The sequence below is a fragment of the Streptomyces sp. NBC_00435 genome (assembly GCF_036014235.1).
Lineage (GTDB): Bacteria > Actinomycetota > Actinomycetes > Streptomycetales > Streptomycetaceae > Streptomyces.
Genome location: NZ_CP107924.1, coordinates 4,249,046 through 4,274,437 on the forward strand (window position 1 = coordinate 4,249,046; position 25,392 = coordinate 4,274,437).

Consider the following 25,392-nt stretch of genomic DNA (forward strand, 5'->3'; position numbering starts at 1 on the left):
AATCAGTGATCTTCGCCCATCGGTAGGCAGGCGGCAGCAGCCATCGACAACTCGACCTCGTTACGGTACGCGCGGCTACGCCATCCGGTCAAACCGAGCCGACGGTGCCCCACACTGTGCACAGGCTGTGGACAACGACTTGAACCGTACCCGTCGGCCTGACTACCGTTGCCTGACCCCGGATTTTTTGTCCCGACCGTCCCAAAGAACCACACATTCGTGGGACCCCCTCTGAGAGAGCGTGCCCTGTGGCTGACGTACCTGCCGATCTTGCCGCAGTGTGGCCAAGGGTGCTCGAAAAGCTCCTCGGGGAGGGACCGAACGGCGTCGAGCCCAAGAACAAGCAGTGGGTCGAACAGTGTCAGCCACTGGCCCTCGTGGCCGACACCGCTCTGCTCGCCGTCCCCAACGAGTACGGCAAGCGCGTCCTCGAGGATCGGCTCGCCCCGCTCATCAGCGACGCCCTCAGCGTCGAGTGCGGGCGCCCCATCCGGATCGCCATCACCGTCGACGACTCCGCCGGCAAGCCCTCGCCGCCGGCCCCGTCCGCGCCCTCCCCGCGCGATGCCCGCGACTCCCGTGATTCGCGCGATGCCCGCGACTCCTACGAGCCGTACGGCGGCCAGCGCCCCGGAGGGCACACCGGACCCGGCGGCCACACCGGCCACACCGGCGCCGGCCCCACCGACGACGAGCGGCTCCCCACCGCCCGCCCCGCCTACCCGGACTACCAGCAGCCGCGCCCCGAGCCCGGGGCCTGGCCCCGCGGCGGACAGCAGGACGACTACGGCTGGCAGCAGCCGCGCCTCGGCGGCTTCCCCGAGCGCGACCCGTACGCCTCCCCGCAGCCCGGCTACCTCCAGCAGCCCGAGCCCTCTTCCTACGACCAGGGCTCCTACGAACAGCAGAAGTACGAGCAGCAGGGTTACGAAGGCCAGCAGCAGCGCCAGTCCGGCCGGTACGAGTCCCAGCAGTACGAGCAGCCCGCCCCGCGCCCGGCGCCCAGCCGCCCCGCGCCGTCGGCCCCCTCCGGCGGCTCCACCTCGGGTCCGCTGGAGCCGACCGCCCGGCTGAACCCCAAGTACCTCTTCGACACCTTCGTCATCGGCGCCTCCAACCGCTTCGCGCACGCCGCCGCGGTGGCCGTCGCCGAGGCGCCGGCGAAGGCGTACAACCCCCTCTTCATCTACGGGGAGTCGGGCCTCGGCAAGACGCACCTGCTGCACGCCATCGGGCACTACGCGCGGAGCCTGTACCCCGGCACCCGGGTGCGGTACGTGAGCTCAGAGGAGTTCACCAACGAGTTCATCAACTCCATCCGCGACGGCAAGGGCGACGCCTTCCGCAAGCGCTACCGCGAGATGGACATCCTGCTCGTCGACGACATCCAGTTCCTCGCGAGCAAGGAGTCGACGCAGGAGGAGTTCTTCCACACCTTCAATACGCTCCACAACGCCAACAAGCAGATCGTGCTCTCCTCCGACCGGCCGCCCAAACAGCTCGTCACCCTGGAGGACCGGCTCCGCAACCGCTTCGAGTGGGGCCTGATCACCGACGTCCAGCCGCCCGAGCTGGAGACGCGCATCGCGATCCTGCGCAAGAAAGCCGTCCAGGAGCAGCTCAACGCCCCGCCGGAGGTGCTGGAGTTCATCGCCTCCCGCATCTCGCGCAACATCCGCGAGCTGGAGGGGGCGCTGATCCGGGTCACGGCCTTCGCGAGCCTGAACCGGCAGCCGGTGGACCTGGGCCTGACCGAGGACGTACTGAAGAACCTGATCCCCGGCGGCGAGGACAGCGCGCCCGAGATCACGGCGACGGACATCATGGCCGCCACCGCCGACTACTTCGGGCTCACCGTGGACGACCTGTGCGGCTCCTCACGCAGCCGCGTGCTGGTCACCGCCCGCCAGATCGCCATGTACCTGTGCCGGGAGCTCACGGACCTCTCCCTGCCCAAGATCGGGGCGCAGTTCGGCGGCCGCGACCACACCACGGTCATGCACGCGGACCGCAAGATCCGCGCTCTGATGGCGGAACGGCGCTCCATCTACAACCAGGTAACGGAGCTCACCAACCGCATCAAGAACGGCTGACACCGGCTCCGTGCACGGGCCGTACGGGCGTCGCCGAGGCTTCTCCAAACGCTCTGTGAGGGCGCTCCCGGGTCACTTCGGGGGCGCCCTTCTTCATGCGTGCGCCCCCAACCTGTTCGAATACGCCCCCAATGGAGCAAGTCATCCACAGATTGGGCGACTTTCTTCCGTCCACACCCTGGGGACAGACCCCACCGCCCACAAGACTGTCCACAGAGCCCTGGAGTGAGGCACCATCAGGGCTGGTCAGCCCCCTGTGGAATTGTGCGCAACCGCTGTCCACAGGCTGTGGACAGAAATTTCATCCACAGCTCCGTCCACCGCGTTGTCCACCGGCGGTCCACAGCTTCCCGCGTCCTGTGCACAGGATCGGACGACTTCCCCACACCGTTGTCCACTGTTCGGCAACCTGGAGGCCTCCATCACCGCCCCGAGTGAAAGGCGTCACACCGAAGTGGACGTTTGGGTTGTGGAGTACTCGGGGAAACCTGGGGACACACCTGTGGAGTAGTCGGGGTCATCTGGGGATGGCCTGTGCAGAAGTTTTCGTTCTCCACAGAGACACCTGGTTGTCCACCGGTGTCACCCACAGGGTGTGGGGATAAAAAACGCGGCCTGACCTGCGAGAACGGGCTTATCCACCGTTTCCACAGGCCCTACTACTACCCCCATAGAGAGTTAGCCCGGTTTCGGTTTTCAAGCAGGTCCTGTGCACAACTCGGTGGATCGCCCTCCCCGACACCTCGCTCCCGACTTGACCGCCGACAGCAACGACTGTCGGCGCCGTACGTCAGACTGGTCCCCGGCATCGGTCGAGGCATCGACGAGCCGACGACGAAGGCCGGCAAGACGAGCGAGCAACAGCAGGAGGCGGTTTCCGGTGAAGATCCGGGTGGAGCGCGACGTACTCGCGGAGGCGGTGGCCTGGGCTGCCCGTAGCCTCCCGGCCCGGCCGCCGGTGCCCGTTCTCGCGGGCCTGCTGCTGAAGGCCGAGGAGGGCAAGCTGTCCCTCTCCGGCTTCGACTACGAGGTCTCGGCCCGCGTCTCGGTCGAGGCCGACGTCGAGGAGGACGGCACGGTCCTGGTCTCCGGCCGGCTGCTCGCCGACATCTGCCGCGCCCTGCCCAACCGCCCGGTGGAGATTTCCACAGACGGTGTACGGGCGACCGTGGTCTGCGGCTCCTCCCGGTTCACACTCCACACCCTGCCTGTGGAGGAATACCCGGCGCTGCCGACGATGCCCACCGCGACCGGCACCGTGCCCGGCGAGGTCTTCGCCTCCGCCGCCGCCCAGGTCGCCATCGCCGCCGGCCGCGACGACACGCTGCCCGTGCTGACCGGTGTCCGCATCGAGATCGAGGGCGACAAGGTCACCCTGGCCTCCACCGACCGCTACCGCTTCGCGGTCCGCGAGTTCCTGTGGAAGCCCGAGGACCCGGAGGCCTCGGCCGTGGCCCTGGTGCCCGCCAAGACGCTCCTGGACACCGCCAAGTCGCTCACCAGCGGCGACACGGTCACCATCGCGCTGTCGGGCTCCGGCCAGGGCGAGGGCCTCATCGGCTTCGAGGGCGCCGGCCGCCGCACCACCACCCGCCTCCTCGAGGGCGACCTGCCGAAGTACCGCACGCTCTTCCCGACGGAGTTCAACTCCGTCGCCGTGATCGAGACCGCCCCGTTCGTCGAGGCCGTCAAGCGCGTGGCCCTCGTCGCCGAGCGCAACACGCCGGTCCGCCTCAGCTTCGAGCAGGGCGTGCTGATCCTGGAGGCCGGTTCCTCCGACGACGCACAGGCTGTGGAGCGCGTCGACGCGAAGCTGGAGGGCGACGACATCTCGATCGCCTTCAACCCGACCTTCCTGCTGGACGGCCTGAGCGCGATCGACTCGCCGGCCGCGCAGCTCAGCTTCACCACGTCCACCAAGCCGGCGTTGCTCAGCGGCCGCCCGGCGGTCGACGCCGAGGCCGACGAGGCGTACAAGTACCTGATCATGCCGGTCCGCCTCTCCGGCTGAGTCCGGCCACAGGACGAGGGCACGCCGTCGGGCCCGGTCCCGCTTCCCGCGGGGCCGGGCCCGACGACCTCCCGCACCTCCCCGGGCCCGCGAAGCTTCGTAGGAGCCCCTGACGAGCCTCCGGCGAGCCGCTGAGGAGCCCGTACGAGGCCTCGTACGGCCCTTCGCGCCGGCACCCGGAGTGCCCGTGGCGCCGCGTGCCACGGCCCGGCGTAGGCTCGGCACGGGGGGTTGTCCCCGGGCACCGGGGAACCCCGGCACAGACGGCCACAACGCTTAAGGAACCACCTGATGGAGCTTGGTCTCGTCGGTCTCGGCAAGATGGGCGGCAACATGCGCGAGCGCATCCGCCGCGCCGGCCACACCGTCATCGGATACGACCGCAACCCGGATCTCGCCGATGTCCACAGCCTGTCGGAACTTGTGGACAGCCTGCAGGCCCCCCGCGTGGTGTGGGTGATGGTCCCGGCGGGTGCGGCGACCCAGTCCACCGTCGACGAGCTCGCCGGCCTCCTCTCGCCCGGCGACATCGTGGTCGACGGCGGCAACTCGCGCTGGACCGACGACGAGAAGCACGGCGCCGAGCTGGCCGCCAAGGGCATCGGCTTCGTGGACTGCGGCGTCTCGGGCGGCGTCTGGGGCCTGGAGAACGGCTACGCGCTGATGTACGGCGGCGACAAGGAGCACGTCGCCGCCGTCCAGCCGGTGTTCGACGCCCTCAAGCCCGAGGGCGAGTTCGGTGCCGTGCACGCGGGCAAGATCGGCGCCGGCCACTTCGCGAAGATGGTCCACAACGGCATCGAGTACGCCATGATGCAGGCCTATGCCGAGGGCTGGGAGCTCCTGGAGAAGGTCGACTCCGTCACGGACGTCCGCGAGGTGTTCCGGTCCTGGCAGGAGGGAACGGTCATCCGTTCCTGGCTGCTGGACCTGGCCGTGAACGCGCTGGACGAGGACGAGCACCTGCAGCAGCTGCGCGGCTTCGCGCAGGACTCCGGCGAGGGCCGCTGGACGGTCGAGGCCGCGATCGACAACGCGGTACCGCTGCCCGCGATCACGGCCTCGCTCTTCGCGCGCTTCGCGTCCCGCCAGGACGACTCCCCGCAGATGAAGATGATCGCCGCCCTGCGCAACCAGTTCGGCGGCCACGCGGTCGAGAAGAAGTAATCCACAACCGCTCCACAGCCCCGCGCGAGCGGGGCCGACGGAGCAGAGCAGAGCAGCAGGAAGCCGGGGGAGGTCGGCGCCGTATGCACGTTTCGCATCTCTCGTTGGCCGACTTCCGCTCGTACGCCCGGGCCGAGGTTCCCCTCGACCCGGGCGTCACCGCTTTCGTGGGCCCCAACGGCCAGGGCAAGACCAACCTGGTCGAGGCGATCGGCTACCTCGCCACCCTCGGCAGCCACCGGGTCTCCGCCGACGCCCCGCTGGTCCGGATGGGCGCGGATCGGGCCGTCATCCGCGCCGCTGTCACCCAGGGCGAGCGCCAGCAGCTGGTGGAGCTGGAGCTGAACCCGGGGCGGGCGAACCGGGCCCGGATCAACCGGTCCTCGCAGGTCAGGCCCCGGGACGTGCTGGGCATCGTACGGACGGTGCTGTTCGCCCCCGAGGACCTGGCCCTGGTCAAGGGCGACCCGGGGGAGCGGCGCCGCTTCCTCGACGAGCTGGTGACGGCCCGCTCACCGCGCATGGCGGCCGTGCGCTCGGACTACGAGCGGGTGCTCAAGCAGCGCAACACCCTGCTGAAGTCGGCGGCGATGGCCCGCCGGCACGGCGGCCGCTCGATGGACCTGTCCACGCTGGACGTGTGGGACCAGCACCTGGCGCGTGCGGGGGCGGAGCTGCTTGCGCAGCGCCTCGACCTGATCGCGACGCTGCTGCCGCTGGCGGACAAGGCGTACGAACAGCTCGCGCCCGGCGGCGGACCGCTGGGCCTGGCGTACAAGTCCTCCGCCGGCGAACAGGTGGACAGCGGTGAGGCCCGTACCCGGGAGGCGCTGTACGAGGTGCTCCTCGCCTCGCTGGTGGACGTGCGCAAGCAGGAGATCGAGCGCGGGGTGACACTGGTCGGCCCGCACCGCGACGACGTGGTGCTGCGCCTGGGAGAGCTGCCGGCCAAGGGGTACGCGAGCCACGGTGAGTCCTGGTCGTACGCGCTGGCGCTGCGGCTGGCCTCCTACGAGCTGCTGCGCTCGGAGGGCAGCGAGCCGGTGCTGATCCTCGACGACGTGTTCGCGGAGCTGGACGCGCGGCGTCGGGAGCGGTTGGCGGAGCTGGTGGCGCAGGGCGAGCAGGTGCTGGTGACGGCGGCGGTGGACGACGACGTTCCGGGGGTCCTGGCCGGGACGCGGTTCGCGGTGTCCGGCGGAGAGGTGACGCGGCTGTGAGCGACGGCACGCAGGGCGGTCAGCAGCCCCAGGAGCCGGTGCGCAAGACGCCCGAGCCCTCGGGGGTGGACCTGGCGCGGCAGGCGCTGGCGGCGGCGCGCGAGCAGGCGCGGGCCCGGGGCAACGCGGCCCAGGGCAAGAAGCGCCAGCAGCAGCCGGGCCTGCGCTCGGGTGCCCGCGCGGACGGCCGGGACCCGATGCCGCTGATGGCGGCGCTGGACCGGCTGCGCACGGAGCGCGGCTGGGAGATGCCGATGGCGGTGGCGGGCGTGATGGAGCGCTGGCCGGAGATCGTCGGCCAGGACATCGCGGCGCACTGCGTGCCGGACCGCTACGACGACCGCGAGCTGGTGGTGCGCTGCGATTCCTCGGCGTGGGCGGCGCAGCTGAAGCTGCTGGCCCCGCAGCTGGTGGCCCGGCTCAACGCGGACCTGGGCCAGGGCACGGTCCGGCTGATCAAGGTCCACGGGCCCGGTGGCGGGCCGAAGCGGTACGGGGCGTGGCGGGCTCCGGGGAGCACCGGACCCGGCGACACCTACGGGTGAGCCGGCGGGCCTGATGCCGCGGGCCTGACGTTGCCCGCCCGGTGGCCGGGCGGGCAACTCCGATGACTCCGATGACGCCGCTGCGCCGCGCGCTCGCGCCCGCGGGCACGTAAGCCCGTAGGCCCCGGAGGCCCTCGAGCCCGTCCGCGGAGGCCCGTACGCCTGTAAGCCCGTAGGCGGAGGCGCGGTGGTGCGCGAGCGCCCGTACGGGCGCTCGCGGGACCCGGTGCGCACCCGGTGCGGGTGCCCGCGCGGGTGGTGTCCCTCACGGTAGCGGGAGGTTGACAGCCCGAAGCGCTCAATGCCCGTGTGAGCCTCTTTGGGCCCCTCCCCGGATATGGGGAGTCGGAGAGAGGAGTTTCCGGGCGGCACATGCGGACTCAGGTACCGGCAAACGCCCATTCATGGGGGTGATACCGGTAGACTGAACGAGAATCCCGCGCATGCGCGGGATCCAGTCGAGTAAAGCTGACCACCGCTGACAACGCAGATCGACGCAGCCGCTCCCGCTTGCATGCCTGCCGGCCCGGAGTACGGCCTGTGCTGTGCCAGAAAGGGCGCTTCGTGGCCGATTCCGGCAACCCCAACGACAACCAGTCCACAGTCGGCCAGAACGGCGAGGTCACCTCCTCGTACGACGCCAGTGCGATCCAGGTCCTGGAGGGCCTGGACGCGGTCCGCAAGCGGCCCGGCATGTACATCGGCTCGACCGGTGAGCGCGGGCTCCACCACCTGGTCTACGAGGTGGTCGACAACTCGGTCGACGAGGCCCTGGCCGGACACGCGGACACCATCGACGTGACGATCCTCGCCGACGGCGGCGTGCGCGTGATCGACAACGGCCGCGGTATCCCGGTCGGCATCGTGCCGTCCGAGGGGAAGCCGGCGGTCGAGGTCGTGCTGACGGTCCTGCACGCGGGCGGCAAGTTCGGCGGCGGCGGCTACGCCGTCTCCGGCGGTCTGCACGGCGTCGGCGTCTCCGTCGTGAACGCCCTGTCCACCAAGGTCGCGGTCGAGGTCAAGACCGACGGCCACCGCTGGACCCAGGACTACAAGCTCGGCGTCCCGACGGCCGCCCTCGCCCAGAACGAGGAGACGTCCGAGACCGGTACCTCCGTCACCTTCTGGGCCGACGGCGACATCTTCGAGACGACCGAGTACTCCTTCGAGACGCTCTCGCGCCGCTTCCAGGAGATGGCCTTCCTCAACAAGGGCCTGACCCTCTCGCTGACGGACGAGCGCGAGTCGGCGAAGGCGACGATGGGCGCGGACACCGCCGAGGAGCCCGACGACCAGCAGGCGCGCACCGTGAAGTACTACTACGAGGGCGGCATCGTCGACTTCGTGAAGTACCTGAACGCGCGCAAGGGCGAGTTGATCCACCCGACGGTCATCGACGTCGAGGCCGAGGACAAGGAGCGCATGCTCTCGGTCGAGATCGCGATGCAGTGGAACTCGCAGTACACCGAGGGTGTGTACTCCTTCGCGAACACCATCCACACCCACGAGGGCGGTACCCACGAAGAGGGCTTCCGCGCGGCGATGACCGGTCTGGTCAACCGCTACGCGCGGGAGAAGAAGTTCCTGCGCGAGAAGGACGACAACCTCGCGGGCGAGGACATCCGCGAGGGTCTGACGGCGATCATCTCGGTGAAGCTGGGCGAGCCGCAGTTCGAGGGCCAGACCAAGACCAAGCTGGGCAACACGGAGGCCAAGACCTTCGTGCAGAAGGTCGTGCACGAGCACCTCAACGACTGGTTCGACCGGAATCCGAACGAGGCCGCGGACATCATCCGCAAGTCGATCCAGGCGGCCACGGCGCGCGTCGCGGCCCGCAAGGCCCGTGACCTCACCCGTCGCAAGGGTCTGCTGGAGAGTGCCTCGCTGCCCGGCAAGCTGTCGGACTGTCAGTCGAACGACCCGACCAAGTGCGAGATCTTCATCGTCGAGGGCGACTCGGCCGGCGGCTCCGCGAAGTCCGGCCGCAACCCGATGTACCAGGCCATCCTGCCCATCCGCGGCAAGATCCTGAACGTCGAGAAGGCACGGATCGACAAGATCCTCCAGAACACCGAGGTCCAGGCACTGATCAGCGCCTTCGGTACCGGTGTCCACGAGGACTTCGACATCGAGAAGCTCCGCTATCACAAGATCATCCTGATGGCGGACGCCGACGTCGACGGCCAGCACATCAACACCCTGCTGCTGACCTTCCTGTTCCGCTTCATGCGGCCGCTGGTCGAGGCAGGTCACGTCTACCTGTCGCGCCCCCCGCTGTACAAGATCAAGTGGGGCCGGGACGACTTCGAGTACGCCTACTCGGACCGCGAGCGCGACGCGCTCGTGGAACTCGGCAAGCAGAACGGCAAGCGCATCAAGGAAGACTCCATCCAGCGCTTCAAGGGTCTGGGCGAGATGAACGCCGAGGAACTGCGCATCACCACCATGGACATCGACCACCGCGTGCTCGGCCAGGTCACCCTGGACGACGCCGCACAGGCCGACGACCTGTTCTCGGTGCTGATGGGAGAGGACGTCGAAGCCCGGCGCTCCTTCATCCAGCGCAACGCCAAGGACGTTCGGTTCCTCGACATCTGAGTCGGCTCAGCTGACTGCCTGAAAGGACTTCTGACCAGCAATGGCCGACGAAACCACGCCCACTGCCGAGAACACCGAGGAAGAGCAGCCCGTCGTGCGCATCGAGCCCGTGGGGCTCGAGACGGAGATGCAGCGCTCCTACCTCGACTACGCGATGTCCGTCATCGTCTCCCGCGCGCTGCCCGACGTACGGGACGGCCTCAAGCCGGTCCACCGTCGTGTGCTGTACGCGATGTACGACGGTGGCTACCGGCCCGAGAAGGGCTTCTACAAGTGCGCCCGCGTCGTCGGCGACGTCATGGGCACGTACCACCCGCACGGTGACTCCTCGATCTACGACGCCCTGGTCCGCCTGGCCCAGCCGTGGTCGCTGCGCATGCCGCTGGTGGACTCCAACGGCAACTTCGGCTCCCCGGGCAACGACCCGGCGGCCGCGATGCGGTACACCGAGTGCAAGCTCATGCCGCTGGCCATGGAGATGCTCCGGGACATCGACGAGGAGACCGTCGACTTCACGGACAACTACGACGGCCGCAACCAGGAGCCGACGGTCCTGCCGGCGCGCTTCCCGAACCTGCTGATCAACGGCTCCGCCGGTATCGCGGTCGGTATGGCCACCAACATCCCGCCGCACAACCTGCGCGAGGTCGCGGCCGGCGCCCAGTGGGCGCTGGAGCACCCGGAGGCCTCGCACGAGGAGCTCCAGGACGCGCTCATCGAGCGGATCAAGGGCCCGGACTTCCCGTCGGGAGCCCTGGTCGTGGGCCGCAAGGGCATCGAGGAGGCGTACCGGACCGGTCGCGGCTCCATCACGATGCGCGCGGTGGTGGAGGTCGAGGAGATCCAGAACCGCCAGTGCCTGGTGGTCACGGAGCTCCCGTACCAGACCAACCCCGACAACCTGGCGCAGAAGATCGCCGACCTGGTGAAGGACGGCAAGGTCGGCGGCATCGCCGACGTCCGCGACGAGACCTCGTCCCGGACCGGCCAGCGCCTGGTGATCGTCCTCAAGCGCGACGCCGTCGCCAAGGTCGTGCTGAACAACCTGTACAAGCACACCGACCTGCAGACGAACTTCGGCGCGAACATGCTGGCGCTGGTGGACGGCGTGCCGCGCACGCTGTCGATCGACGCGTTCATCCGCCACTGGGTGACGCACCAGATCGAGGTCATCGTCCGGCGCACGCGCTTCCGTCTGCGCAAGGCGGAGGAGCGCGCCCACATCCTGCGCGGTCTGCTCAAGGCGCTGGACGCGATCGACGAGGTCATCGCGCTGATCCGGCGCAGCAACACGGTCGACATCGCCCGCGAGGGCCTGATGGGCCTGCTGTCGATCGACGAGATCCAGGCGAACGCGATCCTGGAGATGCAGCTGCGCCGCCTGGCGGCCCTGGAGCGGCAGAAGATCGTCGCCGAGCACGACGAGCTCCAGGCCAAGATCAACGAGTACAACGCGATCCTGGCCTCCGAGGAGCGTCAGCGGCAGATCGTCAGTGAGGAACTGGCGGCCATCGTCGAGAAGTTCGGCGACGACCGGCGTTCCAAGCTGGTGCCCTTCGACGGCGACATGTCCATGGAGGACCTGATCGCCGAAGAGGACATCGTCGTCACGATCACCCACGGCGGCTACGTCAAGCGCACCAAGACCGAGGACTACCGCTCGCAGAAGCGCGGCGGCAAGGGCGTGCGCGGCACGAAGCTGAAGCAGGACGACCTCGTCGACCACTTCTTCGTGTCCACCACGCACCACTGGCTGCTGTTCTTCACGAACAAGGGCCGCGTCTACCGCTCCAAGGCGTACGAGCTCCCGGACGCCGGCCGTGACGCCCGCGGGCAGCACGTCGCGAACCTGCTGGCCTTCCAGCCGGACGAGAAGATCGCCCAGATCCTCGCGATCCGCGACTACGAGGCCGCCCCGTACCTGATCCTGGCCACCAAGGGCGGCCTGGTGAAGAAGACGGCGCTCAAGGACTACGACTCGCCCCGTTCGGGTGGTGTCATCGCCATCAACCTGCGGGAAACCGAGGACGGCAGCGACGACGAGCTGATCGGCGCCGAGCTGGTGTCCGCCGAGGACGACCTGCTGCTCATCAGCAAGAAGGCGCAGTCGATCCGCTTCACGGCGACCGACGACGCGCTGCGCCCGATGGGCCGCGCGACCTCGGGTGTGAAGGGCATGAGTTTCCGCGGAGGGGACGAACTCCTCTCCATGAGTGTGGTCCGGCCCGGTACGTTCGTCTTCACCGCGACCGACGGCGGCTACGCCAAGCGGACGCCGGTGGACGAGTACCGCGTCCAGGGCCGCGGCGGTCTGGGCATCAAGGCCGCGAAGATCGTGGAGGACCGCGGTTCGCTCGTCGGGGCGCTCGTGGTCGACGAAACGGACGAGATTCTCGCCATCACGCTCGGCGGTGGTGTGATTCGTACGCGCGTCAACGAAGTACGGGAGACCGGCCGTGACACCATGGGCGTCCAGCTGATCAACCTGGGCAAGCGTGATGCCGTCGTCGGCATCGCCCGCAACGCGGAGGCCGGTCAGGAAGCTGACGAGGTCGACGACAGCGAGAACGAGATCGGGACCGACGCGGCGGTCGAAGGACAGGCCGCCGAGGCTGCCGGGGGCACGGAGCCCTCGGCTGGGGAGCACGAGGAGTAAGCGTGAGCGGAGCCACGGGCGCCGGACCGGCCCACACTGGAGCGAACGGTGCCCGTGGCCCCGCCGCGGACTCCCAGGGGGGAACCGTGACGGACACCCGAGGAGCCCAGCCGCCGCAGCCGCACCAGCCGCCGCAGGCCGGACCTCAGCAGCCCTACCACCCGCCGCAGGCGTACTCGGTGCCCTCGGGCCCCGGGGCGCCGCGCGGTACCGGGGACCCCGGAGTGCAGCGCAAGCCGCGCACGGGGGCCCGTACGGCGCCCAGGACGCGCAAGGCGCGGCTCAGGGTGGCCAAGGCCGACCCGTGGTCGGTGATGAAGGTCAGCTTCCTGCTGTCGATCGCGCTGGGCGTGTGCACGATCGTGGCGTCGGTGGTGCTGTGGATGGTCATGGACGCCATGGGCATCTTCTCCAGCGTCGGCGGCACGATCAGTGAGGCGACGGGCTCGAACGAGAGCAACGGCTTCGACCTCCAGAGCTTCCTGTCGCTGCCGCGCGTTCTGATCTTCACGTCGGTGATCTCGGTCATCGACGTGGTGCTCATGACGGCGCTGGCGACCCTGGGCGCGTTCATCTACAACCTGTCGGCGGGCTTCGTCGGCGGTGTGGAGCTGACGCTCGCCGAAGACGAGTAGACCCTCCGAAGACGGGCTGGTGACCTGCGCAGACGGGTCACAGGAACCGATTTTGGAGTCACCGGGTCTGTGCGCTAACCTTCAGAAGTCAGCGCGCAGCGCGGATGGGGCTATAGCTCAGTTGGTTAGAGCGCATCCCTGATAAGGATGAGGCCACAGGTTCAAATCCTGTTAGCCCCACAGTGTCAAAGACCCCCAGGCCCATGGCCTGGGGGTCTTTGTCGTTGGGCCAGTTGGGTTCCGGGCAGGTCACCGATCGGTATCGGTCGGTGTGTATTGTTGGGCGCCAGAAGTCCCCTACGTCAACGAAAGACGAGGTCGCGCGGTGAAGAAGCTGCTCCTGGTCGCACTGGCCGCCATCGGCGGGCTCCTCGTGTACCGCCAGATCCAGGCGGACCGCGCCGAGCAGGACCTGTGGACGGAGGCAACTGACTCCGTGCCTTCTGGTTCCGGTGTGTGAGACCCAAGGTTGATCTCAGAGCCCCGACTGCCGCTGCGGTCGGGGCTTTGTGCTGCTCTGTGACGAAAAGTTACGGTATGCAAAATTCTGACTTGCGCTGGCAAATCCGGGGGTGTGTGTGATGGGGCGGGTACCGCGCAGGGTACGGAGGCCCGTTGCGGCCGCGGTGGTGGCGGCCCTGGGGCTGCTCCTGGCCCTGCCGGCAGCGGCGGGTGCCGCGGGGACCCCGCAGCCGGTGCCCCCGTACCGGGGTGCGGCCGGTGCGAAGCCGGTCGAGGGGAAGTCCTCGACGGCCGGTGCGCCGCAGCTGGACGCAGGCTCGGTCTACAAGGACTCGATCGCGCCGGGGGACCGCTACTACCGGCTCTACCTCGACGACCGCTCCACCGTGTACGTCTCCGCGGTCCTGCAGCCTCCCAGGGACGCCGTGGTCGGCTACAGCGACGGCGTCGAGGTGGAGGTCCTGAACATCGAGAACCGCTACTGCCCGGGCAATCCCGGCCGGGCGGGCTTCGGTTACGACCCCGTCCCGCTGAGCGCCGTGGGGTACCGCCAGCTCCAGGAGGACGCGGGCTGCCAGGAGGCCGGCACCTACTACGTCAAGGTCACCCGCAACGCCCCCAAGGACGCCAAGCAGGCCGCCTGGCCCCTCGAACTGCGGGTCCAGCGCGAACCGGGGCTCGGCAGCGGCAGCGCCCCCACCACCGCGCCCAGCGTCTGGCCGTCCGCCTCGCCGACGCTGCCGGGGACCGATGCGGCGGCGCGGACCGGCGGGACCGGCTTCAACGACGCGCGGGCCCTGGGCACCGGGGTGTGGAGCGACGACCTGCGGCCCGGCCAGACCCGCTACTACCGGGTGCCGCTCGACTGGGGGCAGCAGCTCGGCCTCGGGGCCGAACTGTCCGCCGCGAAGCCGACGAAGGAGTACGGTTCGGCCTCCTCCGGACTCACCGTCTCGCTGTACACGCCGTACCGGGCGCTGGCCGCTTCCGAGGACACCTCCTACGACGGGAAGCAGGCGGGCGTCACCCTGCCGAGGACCCCGCCGGTGGCGTACGAGAACCGCTTCTCCGGCGACCGCAAGGTGGAGCCGGTCCGGGTGGCCGGGTGGTACTACGTCGCGGTGACCATGGCGAAGAAGGTCGGGGAGTTCACCGAGGACGCGGTGCCCGTGCCGCTGACCCTGCGCGTGCAGGTCATCGGCGGTGCCGGAAAGGGCCCCGGCTACGCGGAGAGCCCCACGGCCGCCGGGTTCGGGATCGGGGCAGAGGACCGTACCGCCGCGAAGGAGGGGACCACGGCGCTGGAGGCCGCGGACGCCGCCGCGAACCGCTCGCAGATGCGGGTGGTGGCGGGCGCCGGCTTCGGCGCGGGGGCACTGCTGCTGCTCGTGCTGGGCGGCTGGATCCTGCTGGCCCGGCGCAGGGGCGCGGTCTAGGACTGCGGTCCCGAGCTGGCCCCGGCCCCGGAGCTGGGTCCTAGAGCTGCGTCAGGGCCCAGATGCCGGTGGCGAAGCAGAGCAGTGCGGCGAGGAGGATCCCGGCGGTGGCCCTCGCGGACGGCGGCGTGAGGGAGCCCGTACGAGCCTTCGCGGGCGGCTGGGGCTGGGGCTGCGGGTACGGGGCCGTGGGGGTGGTCGGGGCCGTCGGGGTGGTGGCGGGGAGGGGCGGCGGGAGATGGAAGCTGCCCGTCTCCGAGGGGCCGAAGACCCCGGCGGGGGCCGTGGCTGGTGCGGTGACGGCGGCCGGGGCACTCGCGGGCTGAACGGGCTGCACGGTCTGCGTGGGCACGGTGACTTGGTACGGGGCTGTGTGCGGGGCCGCGTACGGAGCCTCCTGCGCGGCTCGGGGAGTGAAACCGGCCGGCACCGGGCCCAGTTGGTCGAACACCTCGACCGGATCCTCGTCCGGGCCGGGTGGCGGCAGCAGCTCCACGGCCCCGGCGAGGGCCTTGCGCGCCCCCGTGGCCGTCTTGAACCTGCTCTGCGGGTCCGGCTGGAGCAGCGCGGCCAGGACGTCCCACAGCGGTGCGGGAACGCCCTCCGGGGCGCCGGGGGTGCCGTGGGTGAGGAAACGCTCCACGAGGGACTGGGAGTCGGGCTTGCGCCCCTGCAGGAGGTACAGGCCGACCAGCCCGACGGCGAACAGGTCGGCGGTGAAGTCCGGCTCGGAACCGAGGAGTTGTTCGGGTGCGAGATAGCCCGGCGTGCCGACCACGTAGGCCGTCTCGGTCAGCCGGGGCTCGCCCTTGCGCATGGCGATCCCGAAGTCGGACAGCCGCAGGTGCGGCCGCCCGGTTCCAGTGGCCTCCATCAGGATGTTGGCCGGTTTGATGTCGCGGTGGACGACACCCTCCGCATGCACCGCCGCCAGCCCCGACAGGAGCTGGTCGAGCAGCGTGCACACGAACCGGGGCGGCAGGGCCCCGTAGTCCCCGATCACATGGGCGAGGGAACCGCCAGCGACGAGGTCCATGGTGAACAGGACCTTGTCGTCGTCCGCCGCCCAGCTGGCCGGGGCCAGTACGTGCGGGTGGTCGATCCGCAGCGCCTGCTCGCGGACGAACCGCAGCAGGGTGTGGGCATCGCTCTGCAGGAGGACCTTCGCTGCGACGTACCGGCGGCGCCGGTGGTCCCAGGCTCGCCAGACGGCGCCGGCGCCGCCACGTCCGATCGGGTCGATCAGTTCGTACCGGCCGGCGAAGATCTCACCCATTGCTGCGCCCGTCCCCCGTCGTCAGCCGCGTCAGTCGCGTGTCAGTTCTGGTGGGCCTCGTAGTGCGCGACCGCGTCGGACGTGCGGCCCGCTCCGTACACCCGGAGGAACTCTGCCAGTTCCGGGTGGCTGGGGGCGAGGGTGTCCGCCGCGTCGATGATGTCGCCGGCCGCGGAGACCGAGCGCAGCAGCGACTGGATCTCGCGCACGACGCGCTTGACGGTGGGTGCGCCGGAGCCGGTGGCGGCCTGGCTGGTGCTGTTGCTGAGGACGGAACCTCCCTGGGTCTTCTTGATCTCGTCCATCCGGTCGGTCGCCTCTGCCGCACTGACGCTCCCGTCGGCCACCTGGCCGGCCAGATCCTGGAGAGCCTGCACCCGCTGGACCACGGCGGGGTTGCCGATCTTTGCCCGCTGCCCGCTCATCAGCTGGGACAGCATCGGGGCCGACAGCCCGAGGACGGCAGCGAGGCGAGCCTGGTTCAAGCCGAGGTCATCTATGAGCCGGCGGAAGAGTGCGCCGAGGGGCTCCCCGTACCAGCTGCGCTGAAGTTCTCTGGCTCTGGCCGTAGCCTCTTGCTGTACTGCGTCCACTCTTACTACTCCCCTTCGCTGGTGCGAACCTCGCGAGCATCTTACGGAGAGTGGTCGCGGGGCGGGAGTCCCTATCATTTTGCGGGATGAGGGGGTACACCCGGTACTCTGTCCTTCGGAACGGTCCTCCCCTCCAGGGGTACAGTCGTGTCCGGATCCGGGGCCTTAGCTCAGTTGGTAGAGCGCTGCCTTTGCAAGGCAGATGTCAGGAGTTCGAATCTCCTAGGCTCCACAGATGAAGACCCCCTTGGCCTGCGGAAACGCAGGCCAAGGGGGTCTTTTTTTGTCTGGTCTCCGTGCTCACCGGCTCGTCGCCCAGGGGATTGCCGGTGCTGGTCGTTGTGCCCTGATCGGGGGAGTTCGTCGCGCTAGCCTCTGCTCGAAGGACGGTGTGACGATCATTCAGCAAGGTCAAGGTTGAGGAGACTTCGGATGACCGTGGAAGCGAAGACCACCGAGAAGGCCCTGCGGCTGCGGGCCCTGGGTGGGGGACTGCTCGTTCTGCCCAATGCCTGGGACGCGGGGAGCGCGGCGGTGATCGAGGCGGCCGGGGCGTCGGCCATCGCCACCACCAGTGGGGGTGTGGCCTGGTCCATCGGGCGTGGGGACGGGCAGCAGGCGACGAGGGCGGAGATGCTGGAGGCGGCCGCGCGCATCGTCGCGGCCGTGGACGTGCCGGTCACCGTGGACATCGAGGGTGGCTACGAGGACGTCGCGGCCACCGTGCGCGAGGTCGTGTCGCTGGGGGCCGTCGGTATCAACCTGGAGGACTCGAAGGCGGCCGGCGGCCCGCTCCACACGGCGGCGGAGCAGGCCGGGCGGATCCGCGCCGCCCGGGCCGCGGCTGCCGGGGCCGGGCTGCCGGAGCTGGTGATCAACGCCCGTACCGATGTCTTCCTGTTCGGGATCGGCGAGGAGTCCGGCCGGCTGTCCGACGTGCTCGCCCGGATCGAGGCGTACGCGGCCGCGGGCGCCGACGGGATCTTCGTGCCGGGCCTGCTGGACCTGGACACCCTGGGCCAGATCGCGCGGGGGCCGCTGCCGGTCAACGTCATGGCGGGCCCGGGAGGTCCCTCCGTCGCCGAGCTGGCGAAGGCCGGGGTGCGGCGGGTCAGCGTCGGTACCGGGGTGGCGCAGGCGGCGTACACGGCGGCCCGTACCGCGGCCGTCGAGGTACTGGAGCAGGGAACTTACGAGGCACTGGCCGGCCCGGTGCTGGACTACGGCACGCTCAACGGTCTCTTCGTGAAGTAGGAGCAGGGGCCGGGCAGCCGGCCGGTCCCGTCCCTGCCCCGTCCGATGTTTCACGTGAAACATCGGACGGGGGCGTTACGGGCGGCGGCCGGTCCGCAGCAGGACCGCGGTGACCGCGAGCGCCGTGATCAGCAGGGCCGCCCCGATCCCGAAGGCCAGGTGGTAGCCGGAGGTCAGGGACTCGGCGCGTCCGTGGCCCGTGCCGAGCAGGGAGTCGGTACGGGAAGCCGCCAGGGTGGAGAGGACGGCGACCCCCAGGGCCATGCCGATCTGCTGGGTGGTGTTGAACAGACCCGAGGCGAGACCGGCGTCCCGCTCGTCGGAGCCGGACATCCCGAGTGCGGTGAGGGCGGGCAGGGCCAGGCCGAAGCCGGCGGCCAGCAGCATCACGGGGAGCAGATCGGTGACGTAGTCGGCCCGGACCGGGAGCCGGGTCAGCAGGCCCAGGGCCGCCACGAGCAGGGCGAGTCCGGCCAGGAGTACGCGCCGTTCGCCGAAGCGGGCGTTCAGCGGGGCCGAGGCGAAGAGCGAGACCGCGCCGATGACCACGGCTGCCGGGAGCATCGCCAGGCCCGTTGCGGAGGCTCCGTAGCCGAGCACGTTCTGGAGGTAGAGGGCGACCAGGATCTGGAAGGAGAACAGCGCGGCGACCATCAGCATCTGGACCAGGTTCGCGCCGACCACGGTGGGGGAGCGGAAGATCCGCAGCGGAACCAGTGGGGTGCGGGCCTTGGCCTGGCGGGCGGTGAAGCCGGCGAGGAGGGCCAGCGAGAGGGTTCCCAGGCCGAGGGTGTGCGCGGAGGACCAGCCGTAGCGCTCCACCTCGACCACCGAGTAGATGCCGAGCATCAGGCCGGCGGTGACCAGGACGGCGCCGAGTACGTCGGCTCCCGCGCGCAGTCCCAGCCCTCGGTCGGAGGGGAGTGCCGGCAGGGCCAGAGCGAGGGCCGCGAGGCCTATGGGCAGGTTGATGAAGAAGATCCAGTGCCAGTCGAGCGCGTCGGTCAGGACCCCGCCGAGCACCTGCCCCAGTGAGGCCCCGGCCGCGCCGGTGAAGGAGAAGACGGCGATGGCCTTGGCACGCTGCCGGGGCTCGGTGAACAGGGTCACCAGGATGCCCAGGCTGACGGCCGAGGCCATGGCGCTGCCGAGGCCCTGCAGGAAGCGGGCGGCGATCAGTACCTCGGGGGAGCCGGCGAACCCGGCGAGCAGCGAGGCCCCGGTGAAGACCCCGGTCCCGGCCAGATACATCCGCTTGCGGCCGATGAGGTCGCCGAGCCGGCCCGCGAGGAGCAGCAGGCTGCCGAAGGCGATCAGGTAGGCGTTGACGACCCAGCTCAGTCCGGCGGGGGTGAACCCCAGGTCGTTCTGGATGGCGGGCATCGCGACGGTGACGATGCTGCCGTCGAGGACCGTCATCAGCATGCCGGTGGACAGGACCCCGAGGGCGGCCCAGCGGGAACGCGCACCGCGTGGTGCGGCCGGGCCACCGGCGGAGGCGGAGGCGGAGGCGGAGGCGGAGGCGGGGGCGGAGGCGGAGCCATCGAGTTCGGGCGCGGGGGAGGAGGCAGGAGCAGGAGCAGGAGCGGAGGCGGAGGCGGAAGCGGCAGGCATCTGTCTCTCCAGTCGTGTGATCAGTGGGCTGACTTGGTGAGACCGTACCAGATAGTTTTGTTGCAGACGATCTATTGGGGATCGAATTGCTAGACTGGCGGACATGACTGCCATGGCACCCGCCCAGACCGAGCCGGACCTTTCCTTTCTCCTGGACCACACCAGCCACGTCCTGCGCACCCGGATGGCGGCGGCCCTCGACGAGATCGGGCTCACGGCACGTATGCACTGCGTCCTCGTGCACGCGCTGGGCGAGGAGCGGACCCAGATCCAGCTGGCCGAGATCGGGGGCATGGACAAGACGACGATGGTCGTCACCGTCGACGCCCTGGAGAAGGCCGGACTGGCCGAGCGGCGCCCGTCCAGCACGGACCGCCGGGCCCGCGTCATCGCCGTCACCGAGCGGGGCGCGGCCCTCGCCGAGAAGAGCAGCGCCATCGTCGACCGGGTGCACGCCGACGCCCTCGCCTCCCTCGCGGACGCGGACCGTGAGGCCCTGCTGCGCGGACTGAACCTGCTGGTCGGAGGCGATCTGAAGACCCCGTCGGAGAGCCCGCGGCCGGCCCGCCGAGCGCGTCAGTAAGCAGTCCGGTGTCCCCCGGATGGCCCAGTCACAGGGCCGTCCGGCGCCTTCTGGCAGAGAGTGGGGAAAGGCACTCTGCCCAGGGGGGCAAACCACGCCGGAGGCGTACACACATGGGACTCTTCGAATTCCTGAAGTCCGACAAGAAGAAGGAACGCGAGGCGGCCGAGAAGGCCAAGGAGCAGGTGGAGCAGCAGGCCGCGGCTGCGCCGGCGGCCCCCGGCGGCCAGCCCTCCGATGCCGGGATCCGGTACACCGACCCCGCGGCGGCCACCAAGGCGGCCGCCGAGCGCATGGCGGCCGCGGCTCCCCCCAAGGCCACCCCCGCACCCCCGAAGGCCGCGGCCCCCGCTCCCGCTCCCGCTCCCGCGGCACGGCCCGCCCCGCACACGCCCACCCCGGCTTCCGCCGCGCACAAGGCGGTGCCTGCGGCCCCGAAGCCCGCGCCCAAGGCGCAGCGCGCGTACACCGTCCGTCCCGGCGACTCGCTCTCCGCGATCGCCCGCCGGGAGCTCGGCAACGAGGGCCGCTGGCGCGAGCTGTACGCCATGAACAAGGGCGTCATCGGCTCCAACCCCGACATGATCCACCCGGGGATGAAGCTCACCCTCCCGGGCTGATGAGCTCACCCTCCCGGGCTAGGGAGGACGGACGACGAGGGAGGGGCCCGGATCCAGGATCCGGGCCCCTCCCTCGTTCCTCGCTCCTTCTTTCGCCGCTCAGCGGTGCTTGCGCTTCGCGTCCTCCGCGTCGATCCGGTCCTCCGCGGCTTCGGCCTCCGCCTCCAGCGTCGAGGGCGGCGAATCCGCGGCGGAGTCCGTCCCCGCCTCGCGCTCCTTGGCCGCCAGCTCTTCGTCGTAGGCCGCCGGGGACTCCTGGTCGCGCGCCGACAGCTCGGTGGCCGCCGGGGGCTCGACGAGCCAGTCCGGGTTCGACTGCTGGTCCCACCACTTCCATGCCGCGAAAGCGCCGCCGGCCAGCAGGCCGACCAGTGCGGCGCCCTTGAACAGCCGGCCCGTGCGGGCCCGCCGCTCCTGGCGCCGTACGAGCTTTTGGATCTCCTTGGCGGAGACCTGCCCGCGCAGCGCCGCCAGGGCCGCCGTCGAGCGCGAAGCGGCCTCCTCGGCCACCGGCTGGGCCGCCGCGAGCGCGCTCTCCAACCGCGGCTGCGTGTAGTCCGCGGCCTGCCGGGCCACCAGACGGGTCTGCTTCACGGCGTTGGTCGCGGCCCGGTCGACATTCGGCGGCACGTGGGAGCGCGCCGCTTTGATCCGGGGATGGACGTGGCAGTCGTAGGTCGTACGGGCTTGTCTGGCAGCCTCGCCCGCCGCGTGGGAGACCTTCGGCGCGAGCCGTTCATTCGCTTCGTGGGCGTACTGCACCGCGGTGTGCTTGGCGGTTTCCGCGTACGGACCCACCACTTCCGCTGCGTGCCGAACCGTCTCCCTGGCACTTGTCGCTGCCAGTCGCACGCTTTCCTTGCGGGTCACGGGATCCTCCTCCTCGGTGGCGGACACGGTTCACCTTTCCACCCTTTGTCGGATCATGCCTCCCACAACGGCCGTGGGCATGCGCGACAGGGCATACGGGTGGACGATTTCTGCCCGGCACGGCCCTCCGTGGGAGGATCTGGAACCGACAGTGATGACTATGGAAGGCAGATCCGTGGCCGAGAAGCTCTACGCCACCCTGAAGACGAACCACGGCGACATCGAGATCGAGCTTCTGCCGAACTTCGCCCCGAAGACCGTGCGGAACTTCGTGGAGCTCGCCAGCGGAGCCCGCGAGTGGACGCGCCCCACGGACGGGCAGAAGACCACGGACCCGCTCTACGACGGCACCGTCTTCCACCGCGTCATCAGCGGGTTCATGATCCAGGGCGGCGACCCGCTCGGCAACGGCACCGGCGGTCCCGGGTACCAGTTCGCCGACGAGTTCCACCCCGACCTGGCCTTCACCAAGCCCTACCTGCTCGCGATGGCGAACGCCGGCCCGGGGACCAACGGCTCCCAGTTCTTCATCACCGTCGCCCCCACCGCGTGGCTGACGCGCAAGCACACCATCTTCGGCGAGATCACCGACAAGTCCAGCCAGAAGATCGTCGACGCCATCGCCGCGGGCGCCACCAACCCGCGCACCGAGCGCCCCCTCGACGACGTGATCATCCAGTCCGTCGTCATCGAGAAGCGCGAGACGCCGAAGGGCTGACGTGGCGACGCGCTGACGTGGCGACGCGCTGACGCGCCGACCGCAGGGGAACCTTTCGGCCCCGCCCGTCCGTCCTCGATACGTACCGGGCGGGCGTGGCGGATCCGCCGCCTCGCCGCCGACCGAGGGGACCGATGGGACCGATGGACACCGACCGTCTTCCGGGCTGCTACCGCCACCCGGACCGTGACACCGGGATCAGCTGCACGCGCTGCGAGCGGCCGATCTGCCCCGAGTGCATGATCAGCGCCTCGGTCGGCTTCCAGTGCCCCGAGTGCGTCCGAGAAGGTTCTGGGACGGGCCACGGGCCCGCCGCCAACGTCCCGCGCACCGTCGCGGGCGGGGTGGTCGCCGCCGATCCGTACCTGGTCACCAAGATCCTGATCGGGATCAACGTGGCCGTGTTCCTCGCGGTCTGGGTCTTCCCCAGGCTGGCGATCCACCTGGAGCTCCTGGGCAGGTACTGGGAGCAGGTGGGCGGGCCGCCTGAAGGCGTCTCCACCGGCGAGTACTACCGGCTGATGACCTCGGCGTTCCTGCATACCGCGCCATGGCACATCCTCGGCAACATGCTTGCCCTGTGGTACATCGGCGGACCGCTGGAGCAGGCACTCGGCCGGGCCCGCTATCTCACCGTGTACCTGCTGTCGGCCCTCGGTGGCAGCGCCCTGGTCTACCTGCTGACCCCGATGAACGTAGCGACCCTCGGTGCCTCCGGGGCGGTCTTCGGACTGCTCGGTGCCACCGTGGTGCTGGCCCGCCGGATGCGGTACGAGATGCGCCCGCTGATCACCATGGCGGTGTTCATGCTGGTGTTGACCTTCGTGCCAGGGCTGAACGTGTCGTGGCAGGCCCATATCGGTGGCCTGGTCACCGGCGTGTTGATCGGGCTGGGCCTGCTGTGGCCCATGACGGGCCACAGCGCCCGGAGTCGCAAACTCGTCCAGTGGGGCACCTGTGTGGCGGTGTTCCTGCTGGCCGCAGCCGTGATCGGGGTCCGCACGGCCGAACTCTCCGCACTCACCTGATCACACCGGCGTCAACTCTCCACAGAGTTATCCACAGATCTTCTGTCTTTTCCTCAGGTGTGGATGACGCTGTGGATAACTCATGGGGAGAGCTTGCGGAGCTGGGCCTACCGGGTGACTATCGCGGGGCTACTTCCACTGCGTGGAGACGCCGAAGCCTGCCGCAATGAAGCCGAAACCGACCACAATGTTCCAATTGCCGAGAGCTTCGAGCGGCAGCTGGGTCTCGGACAGATAGAAGACGACGATCCATGCCAGGCCGATCAGGAAGAACGCCAGCATGACCGGGGCCACCCAGTTGCGGTTCGTCAGCTTGATCGACTGCGGCGTCCGCGTGGGCGGCGGGGTGTAGTCGTCCTTCTTGCGGATACGTGACTTCGGCACGAGGGGCTCTCCTGTCGATGGGCTGGGGACCTTGCCTGCCCCGGGCGTCCGTTAGCGTAGTGGACCTGTGGCGTTGAAGGAGAAGGGTACGTTGAGCAATTCCGACGACTCCTCCGCGGGTCCCCGACGCCGTGCCAGACCGGTCCGGCTCCTGACGGCCGCCGTTTTCGCCCTGGCCGGCTTGATCTTCGTCACCAGCTTCAACACTTCCAAGGGTACGAACATCCGGACCGATGCCTCACTCCTGAAACTCTCGGACCTGATCCACGAGCGCAGTCAGAGCAATCTGGATCTGGAGAAGAGCACTGCCACCGTACGCGGTCAAGTCGACGCCCTCGCCGAACGCGACAACGGAAGCACCCAGGCGGAGGACGCCAAACTGGCCGCACTGCGCGCCGCGTCGGGCACCGAGGGGATCACCGGCAAGGCTGTGAGCGTCACCCTGAACGACGCGCCCCCGAACGCCACGGCCCGTATCCCCAACGTCCCCGAACCGCAGCCCAACGACCTGGTCATCCACCAGCAGGACCTCCAGGCCGTCGTGAACGCCCTCTGGCAGGGCGGAGCCCAGGGCATCCAGGTCATGGACCAGCGCCTGATCTCCACCAGCGCCGTGCGCTGCGTCGGCAACACCCTGATCCTCCAGGGCCGGGTGTACTCGCCCCCGTACAAGGTGACGGCGGTCGGCGACCCGGGCGCGTTGAAGAAGGCCCTCGCGGCCTCCCCGGCGCTGCAGAACTACCAGCTGTACGTGAACGCGTACGGGCTCGGCTGGAAAGTCGACGAGCACAAGGCCCTGACACTGCCGGGCTACTCCGGCACAGTGGACCTCCACTATGCGAAGCCGCTGGAGTCCGCCACCCCGTGACCGTCACGTCGACGTGCCGCGCCTGCTGGTACGGACGTTCAGTGAGGTGTGCTTGACCGCGGGCTCGCTGATCGTGCTCTTCGTGGCCTACGTACTGCTGTGGACCGGGGTCAAGGCCGACCAGGCCATGGACGGTGAGATGGCCCGCATGCGCGACCGCTGGTCGGCGGCGCCCGCGGCCGCCGCCGGGCCCGCGCCGGCCGCTTCCCCGGCACCCTCCCAGGCGCCCCCGGCCGCCCCGCGGCCCGCGACCCACCCCCCGGGCCAGGCCTTCGCCGAGATGTACGTGCCGCGCTTCGGGTCGGACTGGAACAAGCCGGTCCTGGAGGGGACCGGCACGGACCTGCTGAAGAAGGGCCTGGGCCACTACGCCGGCACGGCCGGCCTCGGGGAGACCGGCAACTTCGCGGTGGCCGGACACCGGCGCACGTACGGCGACCCCTTCAAGGACATCCCGGAGCTGCGCCCCGGCGACGCCGTGATCCTCAAGGACGCCACCACCTGGTACACGTACACCGTCCGGGCGGAGCCGCTGCGCACGCTCCCGACGGAGGTCGGCGTGGTCGATCCGGTGCCGCGTCGCTCCCCCTTCAGCGGGCCCGGCCGGTACCTGACCCTGACCACCTGCGATCCGGAATGGGGCCACAGCCACCGCCTCGTGGTCTGGGCCGAGCTGACCGGGACGCAGACCCTCGCACAGGGGAGGCCCGAGGGTTTGGAAAGGTGACCCCACGGTCCGGGCGGCTGGCTTTAGGCTGTGG

22 protein-coding genes and 2 tRNA genes are annotated in these 25,392 nt (G+C 69.8%); 19 read left to right on the top strand and 5 right to left on the bottom strand.

The annotated features are described in order from the left end of the window. Window positions 1-248: 248 nt before the first annotated feature. From dnaA to OG389_RS19535, 11 genes are all read left to right on the top strand, one after another. On the top strand, window positions 249-2,093 hold the full coding sequence (gene dnaA, locus OG389_RS19485) for a chromosomal replication initiator protein DnaA (RefSeq protein WP_328299743.1): 1,845 nt from the start codon (window positions 249-251) through the stop codon (window positions 2,091-2,093). An 880-nt stretch (window positions 2,094-2,973) separates the two neighbouring features. Beyond that, complete coding sequence (gene dnaN / locus OG389_RS19490; RefSeq protein ID WP_243331110.1) at window positions 2,974-4,104, top strand: DNA polymerase III subunit beta; 1,131 nt, start codon at window positions 2,974-2,976, stop codon at window positions 4,102-4,104. Window positions 4,105-4,395: 291 nt separating this feature from the next. Next, on the top strand, window positions 4,396-5,271 hold the full coding sequence (gnd, locus tag OG389_RS19495) for a phosphogluconate dehydrogenase (NAD(+)-dependent, decarboxylating) (RefSeq protein ID WP_243331108.1): 876 nt from the start codon (window positions 4,396-4,398) through the stop codon (window positions 5,269-5,271). Window positions 5,272-5,354: 83 nt separating this feature from the next. Continuing rightward, window positions 5,355-6,491 carry a DNA replication/repair protein RecF gene (gene recF / locus OG389_RS19500; RefSeq protein ID WP_328299744.1) on the top strand — a complete coding sequence of 379 codons (1,137 nt, stop codon included), beginning with the start codon at window positions 5,355-5,357 and terminating at the stop codon, window positions 6,489-6,491. Beyond that, window positions 6,488-7,036 carry a DUF721 domain-containing protein gene (locus OG389_RS19505; RefSeq protein ID WP_328299745.1) on the top strand — a complete coding sequence of 183 codons (549 nt, stop codon included), beginning with the start codon at window positions 6,488-6,490 and terminating at the stop codon, window positions 7,034-7,036. The genes recF and OG389_RS19505 overlap by 4 nt, the downstream gene beginning before the upstream one ends. 540 nt (window positions 7,037-7,576) lie before the next feature. After that, a complete protein-coding gene (gyrB, locus tag OG389_RS19510) occupies window positions 7,577-9,634 on the top strand; it encodes a DNA topoisomerase (ATP-hydrolyzing) subunit B (RefSeq protein ID WP_328299746.1) in 2,058 nt (685 codons plus the stop codon). A gap of 40 nt (window positions 9,635-9,674) precedes the next feature. Then, a complete protein-coding gene (gyrA, locus tag OG389_RS19515; protein WP_328299747.1) occupies window positions 9,675-12,290 on the top strand; it encodes a DNA gyrase subunit A in 2,616 nt (871 codons plus the stop codon). 86 nt (window positions 12,291-12,376) lie between these two features. Beyond that, a complete protein-coding gene (locus tag OG389_RS19520) occupies window positions 12,377-12,925 on the top strand; it encodes a DUF3566 domain-containing protein (protein WP_443059311.1) in 549 nt (182 codons plus the stop codon). A gap of 106 nt (window positions 12,926-13,031) precedes the next feature. Next, window positions 13,032-13,105, top strand: a tRNA-Ile gene (locus OG389_RS19525). A gap of 145 nt (window positions 13,106-13,250) precedes the next feature. Further along, window positions 13,251-13,385, top strand: a complete 135-nt coding sequence (locus OG389_RS19530) for a DLW-39 family protein (RefSeq protein ID WP_208809277.1) — start codon at window positions 13,251-13,253, stop codon at window positions 13,383-13,385. A 121-nt stretch (window positions 13,386-13,506) separates the two neighbouring features. Beyond that, window positions 13,507-14,823 (top strand): hypothetical protein, encoded by a 1,317-nt coding sequence (locus OG389_RS19535; RefSeq protein WP_328299749.1) that lies wholly within the window; start codon window positions 13,507-13,509, stop codon window positions 14,821-14,823. 40 nt (window positions 14,824-14,863) lie between these two features. Here OG389_RS19535 and OG389_RS19540 read toward each other — a convergent pair whose 3' ends face one another. Both OG389_RS19540 and OG389_RS19545 read right to left on the bottom strand, forming a co-directional pair. Beyond that, on the bottom strand, window positions 14,864-16,099 hold the full coding sequence (locus tag OG389_RS19540; RefSeq protein ID WP_328299750.1) for a serine/threonine-protein kinase: 1,236 nt from the start codon (window positions 16,097-16,099) through the stop codon (window positions 14,864-14,866). Window positions 16,100-16,140: 41 nt separating this feature from the next. Continuing rightward, complete coding sequence (locus tag OG389_RS19545; protein WP_328299751.1) at window positions 16,141-16,692, bottom strand: helix-turn-helix domain-containing protein; 552 nt, start codon at window positions 16,690-16,692, stop codon at window positions 16,141-16,143. 159 nt (window positions 16,693-16,851) lie between these two features. On the opposite strand from OG389_RS19545, the gene OG389_RS19550 reads away from it, so the two are divergent. Both OG389_RS19550 and OG389_RS19555 read left to right on the top strand, forming a co-directional pair. Then, window positions 16,852-16,924: transfer RNA gene (locus OG389_RS19550), tRNA-Ala, on the top strand. Between the two features lie 200 nt (window positions 16,925-17,124). After that, window positions 17,125-17,946, top strand: a complete 822-nt coding sequence (locus OG389_RS19555) for an isocitrate lyase/PEP mutase family protein (RefSeq protein WP_328299752.1) — start codon at window positions 17,125-17,127, stop codon at window positions 17,944-17,946. Window positions 17,947-18,021: 75 nt separating this feature from the next. On the opposite strand, the gene OG389_RS19560 is transcribed toward OG389_RS19555, so the two are convergent. After that, window positions 18,022-19,560, bottom strand: a complete 1,539-nt coding sequence (locus OG389_RS19560; RefSeq protein ID WP_443059312.1) for an MFS transporter — start codon at window positions 19,558-19,560, stop codon at window positions 18,022-18,024. Between the two features lie 103 nt (window positions 19,561-19,663). Between OG389_RS19560 and OG389_RS19565 the strand changes: the two genes are divergently transcribed. Next, a complete protein-coding gene (locus tag OG389_RS19565; protein WP_328299753.1) occupies window positions 19,664-20,143 on the top strand; it encodes a MarR family winged helix-turn-helix transcriptional regulator in 480 nt (159 codons plus the stop codon). A gap of 113 nt (window positions 20,144-20,256) precedes the next feature. After that, on the top strand, window positions 20,257-20,763 hold the full coding sequence (locus OG389_RS19570; protein WP_328299754.1) for a LysM peptidoglycan-binding domain-containing protein: 507 nt from the start codon (window positions 20,257-20,259) through the stop codon (window positions 20,761-20,763). 99 nt (window positions 20,764-20,862) lie between these two features. Here the strand turns inward: OG389_RS19570 and OG389_RS19575 are convergent, their stop codons facing one another. Next, window positions 20,863-21,633 carry a DUF5324 family protein gene (locus tag OG389_RS19575; protein ID WP_328299755.1) on the bottom strand — a complete coding sequence of 257 codons (771 nt, stop codon included), beginning with the start codon at window positions 21,631-21,633 and terminating at the stop codon, window positions 20,863-20,865. A 175-nt stretch (window positions 21,634-21,808) separates the two neighbouring features. Here OG389_RS19575 and OG389_RS19580 point away from each other — a divergent pair, with 175 nt between their 5' ends. Further along, complete coding sequence (locus OG389_RS19580) at window positions 21,809-22,351, top strand: peptidylprolyl isomerase (RefSeq protein WP_328303928.1); 543 nt, start codon at window positions 21,809-21,811, stop codon at window positions 22,349-22,351. A gap of 143 nt (window positions 22,352-22,494) precedes the next feature. Next, on the top strand, window positions 22,495-23,379 hold the full coding sequence (locus OG389_RS19585; protein ID WP_328299756.1) for a rhomboid family intramembrane serine protease: 885 nt from the start codon (window positions 22,495-22,497) through the stop codon (window positions 23,377-23,379). A 129-nt stretch (window positions 23,380-23,508) separates the two neighbouring features. Here the strand turns inward: OG389_RS19585 and crgA are convergent, their stop codons facing one another. Continuing rightward, the gene (crgA, locus tag OG389_RS19590) at window positions 23,509-23,763 is read right to left on the bottom strand and encodes a cell division protein CrgA (RefSeq protein ID WP_328299757.1); all 255 of its coding nucleotides are present in this window, start codon (window positions 23,761-23,763) and stop codon (window positions 23,509-23,511) included. A 91-nt stretch (window positions 23,764-23,854) separates the two neighbouring features. Here crgA and OG389_RS19595 point away from each other — a divergent pair, with 91 nt between their 5' ends. Then, the gene (locus OG389_RS19595; RefSeq protein WP_328299758.1) at window positions 23,855-24,631 is read left to right on the top strand and encodes a DUF881 domain-containing protein; all 777 of its coding nucleotides are present in this window, start codon (window positions 23,855-23,857) and stop codon (window positions 24,629-24,631) included. Then, window positions 24,600-25,358 carry a class E sortase gene (locus tag OG389_RS19600; protein ID WP_328299759.1) on the top strand — a complete coding sequence of 253 codons (759 nt, stop codon included), beginning with the start codon at window positions 24,600-24,602 and terminating at the stop codon, window positions 25,356-25,358. The genes OG389_RS19595 and OG389_RS19600 overlap by 32 nt, the downstream gene beginning before the upstream one ends. Window positions 25,359-25,392: the final 34 nt, after the last annotated feature.

What these genes read in the sequence shown, in the direction of transcription:
- gnd (WP_243331108.1), top strand. Translation starts at nt 4,396, where the DNA reads ATGGAGCTTGGTCTCGTCGGTCTCGGCAAGATGGGCGGCAACATGCGC.
- recF (WP_328299744.1), top strand. Translation starts at nt 5,355, where the DNA reads ATGCACGTTTCGCATCTCTCGTTGGCCGACTTCCGCTCGTACGCCCGG.
- gyrA (WP_328299747.1), top strand. Translation starts at nt 9,675, where the DNA reads ATGGCCGACGAAACCACGCCCACTGCCGAGAACACCGAGGAAGAGCAG.
- OG389_RS19535 (WP_328299749.1), top strand. Translation starts at nt 13,507, where the DNA reads ATGGGGCGGGTACCGCGCAGGGTACGGAGGCCCGTTGCGGCCGCGGTG.
- OG389_RS19540 (WP_328299750.1), bottom strand. Translation starts at nt 16,099, where the DNA reads ATGGGTGAGATCTTCGCCGGCCGGTACGAACTGATCGACCCGATCGGA.
- OG389_RS19555 (WP_328299752.1), top strand. Translation starts at nt 17,125, where the DNA reads ATGACCGTGGAAGCGAAGACCACCGAGAAGGCCCTGCGGCTGCGGGCC.
- OG389_RS19560 (WP_443059312.1), bottom strand. Translation starts at nt 19,560, where the DNA reads ATGCCTGCCGCTTCCGCCTCCGCCTCCGCTCCTGCTCCTGCTCCTGCC.
- OG389_RS19565 (WP_328299753.1), top strand. Translation starts at nt 19,664, where the DNA reads ATGACTGCCATGGCACCCGCCCAGACCGAGCCGGACCTTTCCTTTCTC.
- OG389_RS19570 (WP_328299754.1), top strand. Translation starts at nt 20,257, where the DNA reads ATGGGACTCTTCGAATTCCTGAAGTCCGACAAGAAGAAGGAACGCGAG.
- OG389_RS19585 (WP_328299756.1), top strand. Translation starts at nt 22,495, where the DNA reads ATGGACACCGACCGTCTTCCGGGCTGCTACCGCCACCCGGACCGTGAC.
- OG389_RS19600 (WP_328299759.1), top strand. Translation starts at nt 24,600, where the DNA reads ATGCGAAGCCGCTGGAGTCCGCCACCCCGTGACCGTCACGTCGACGTG.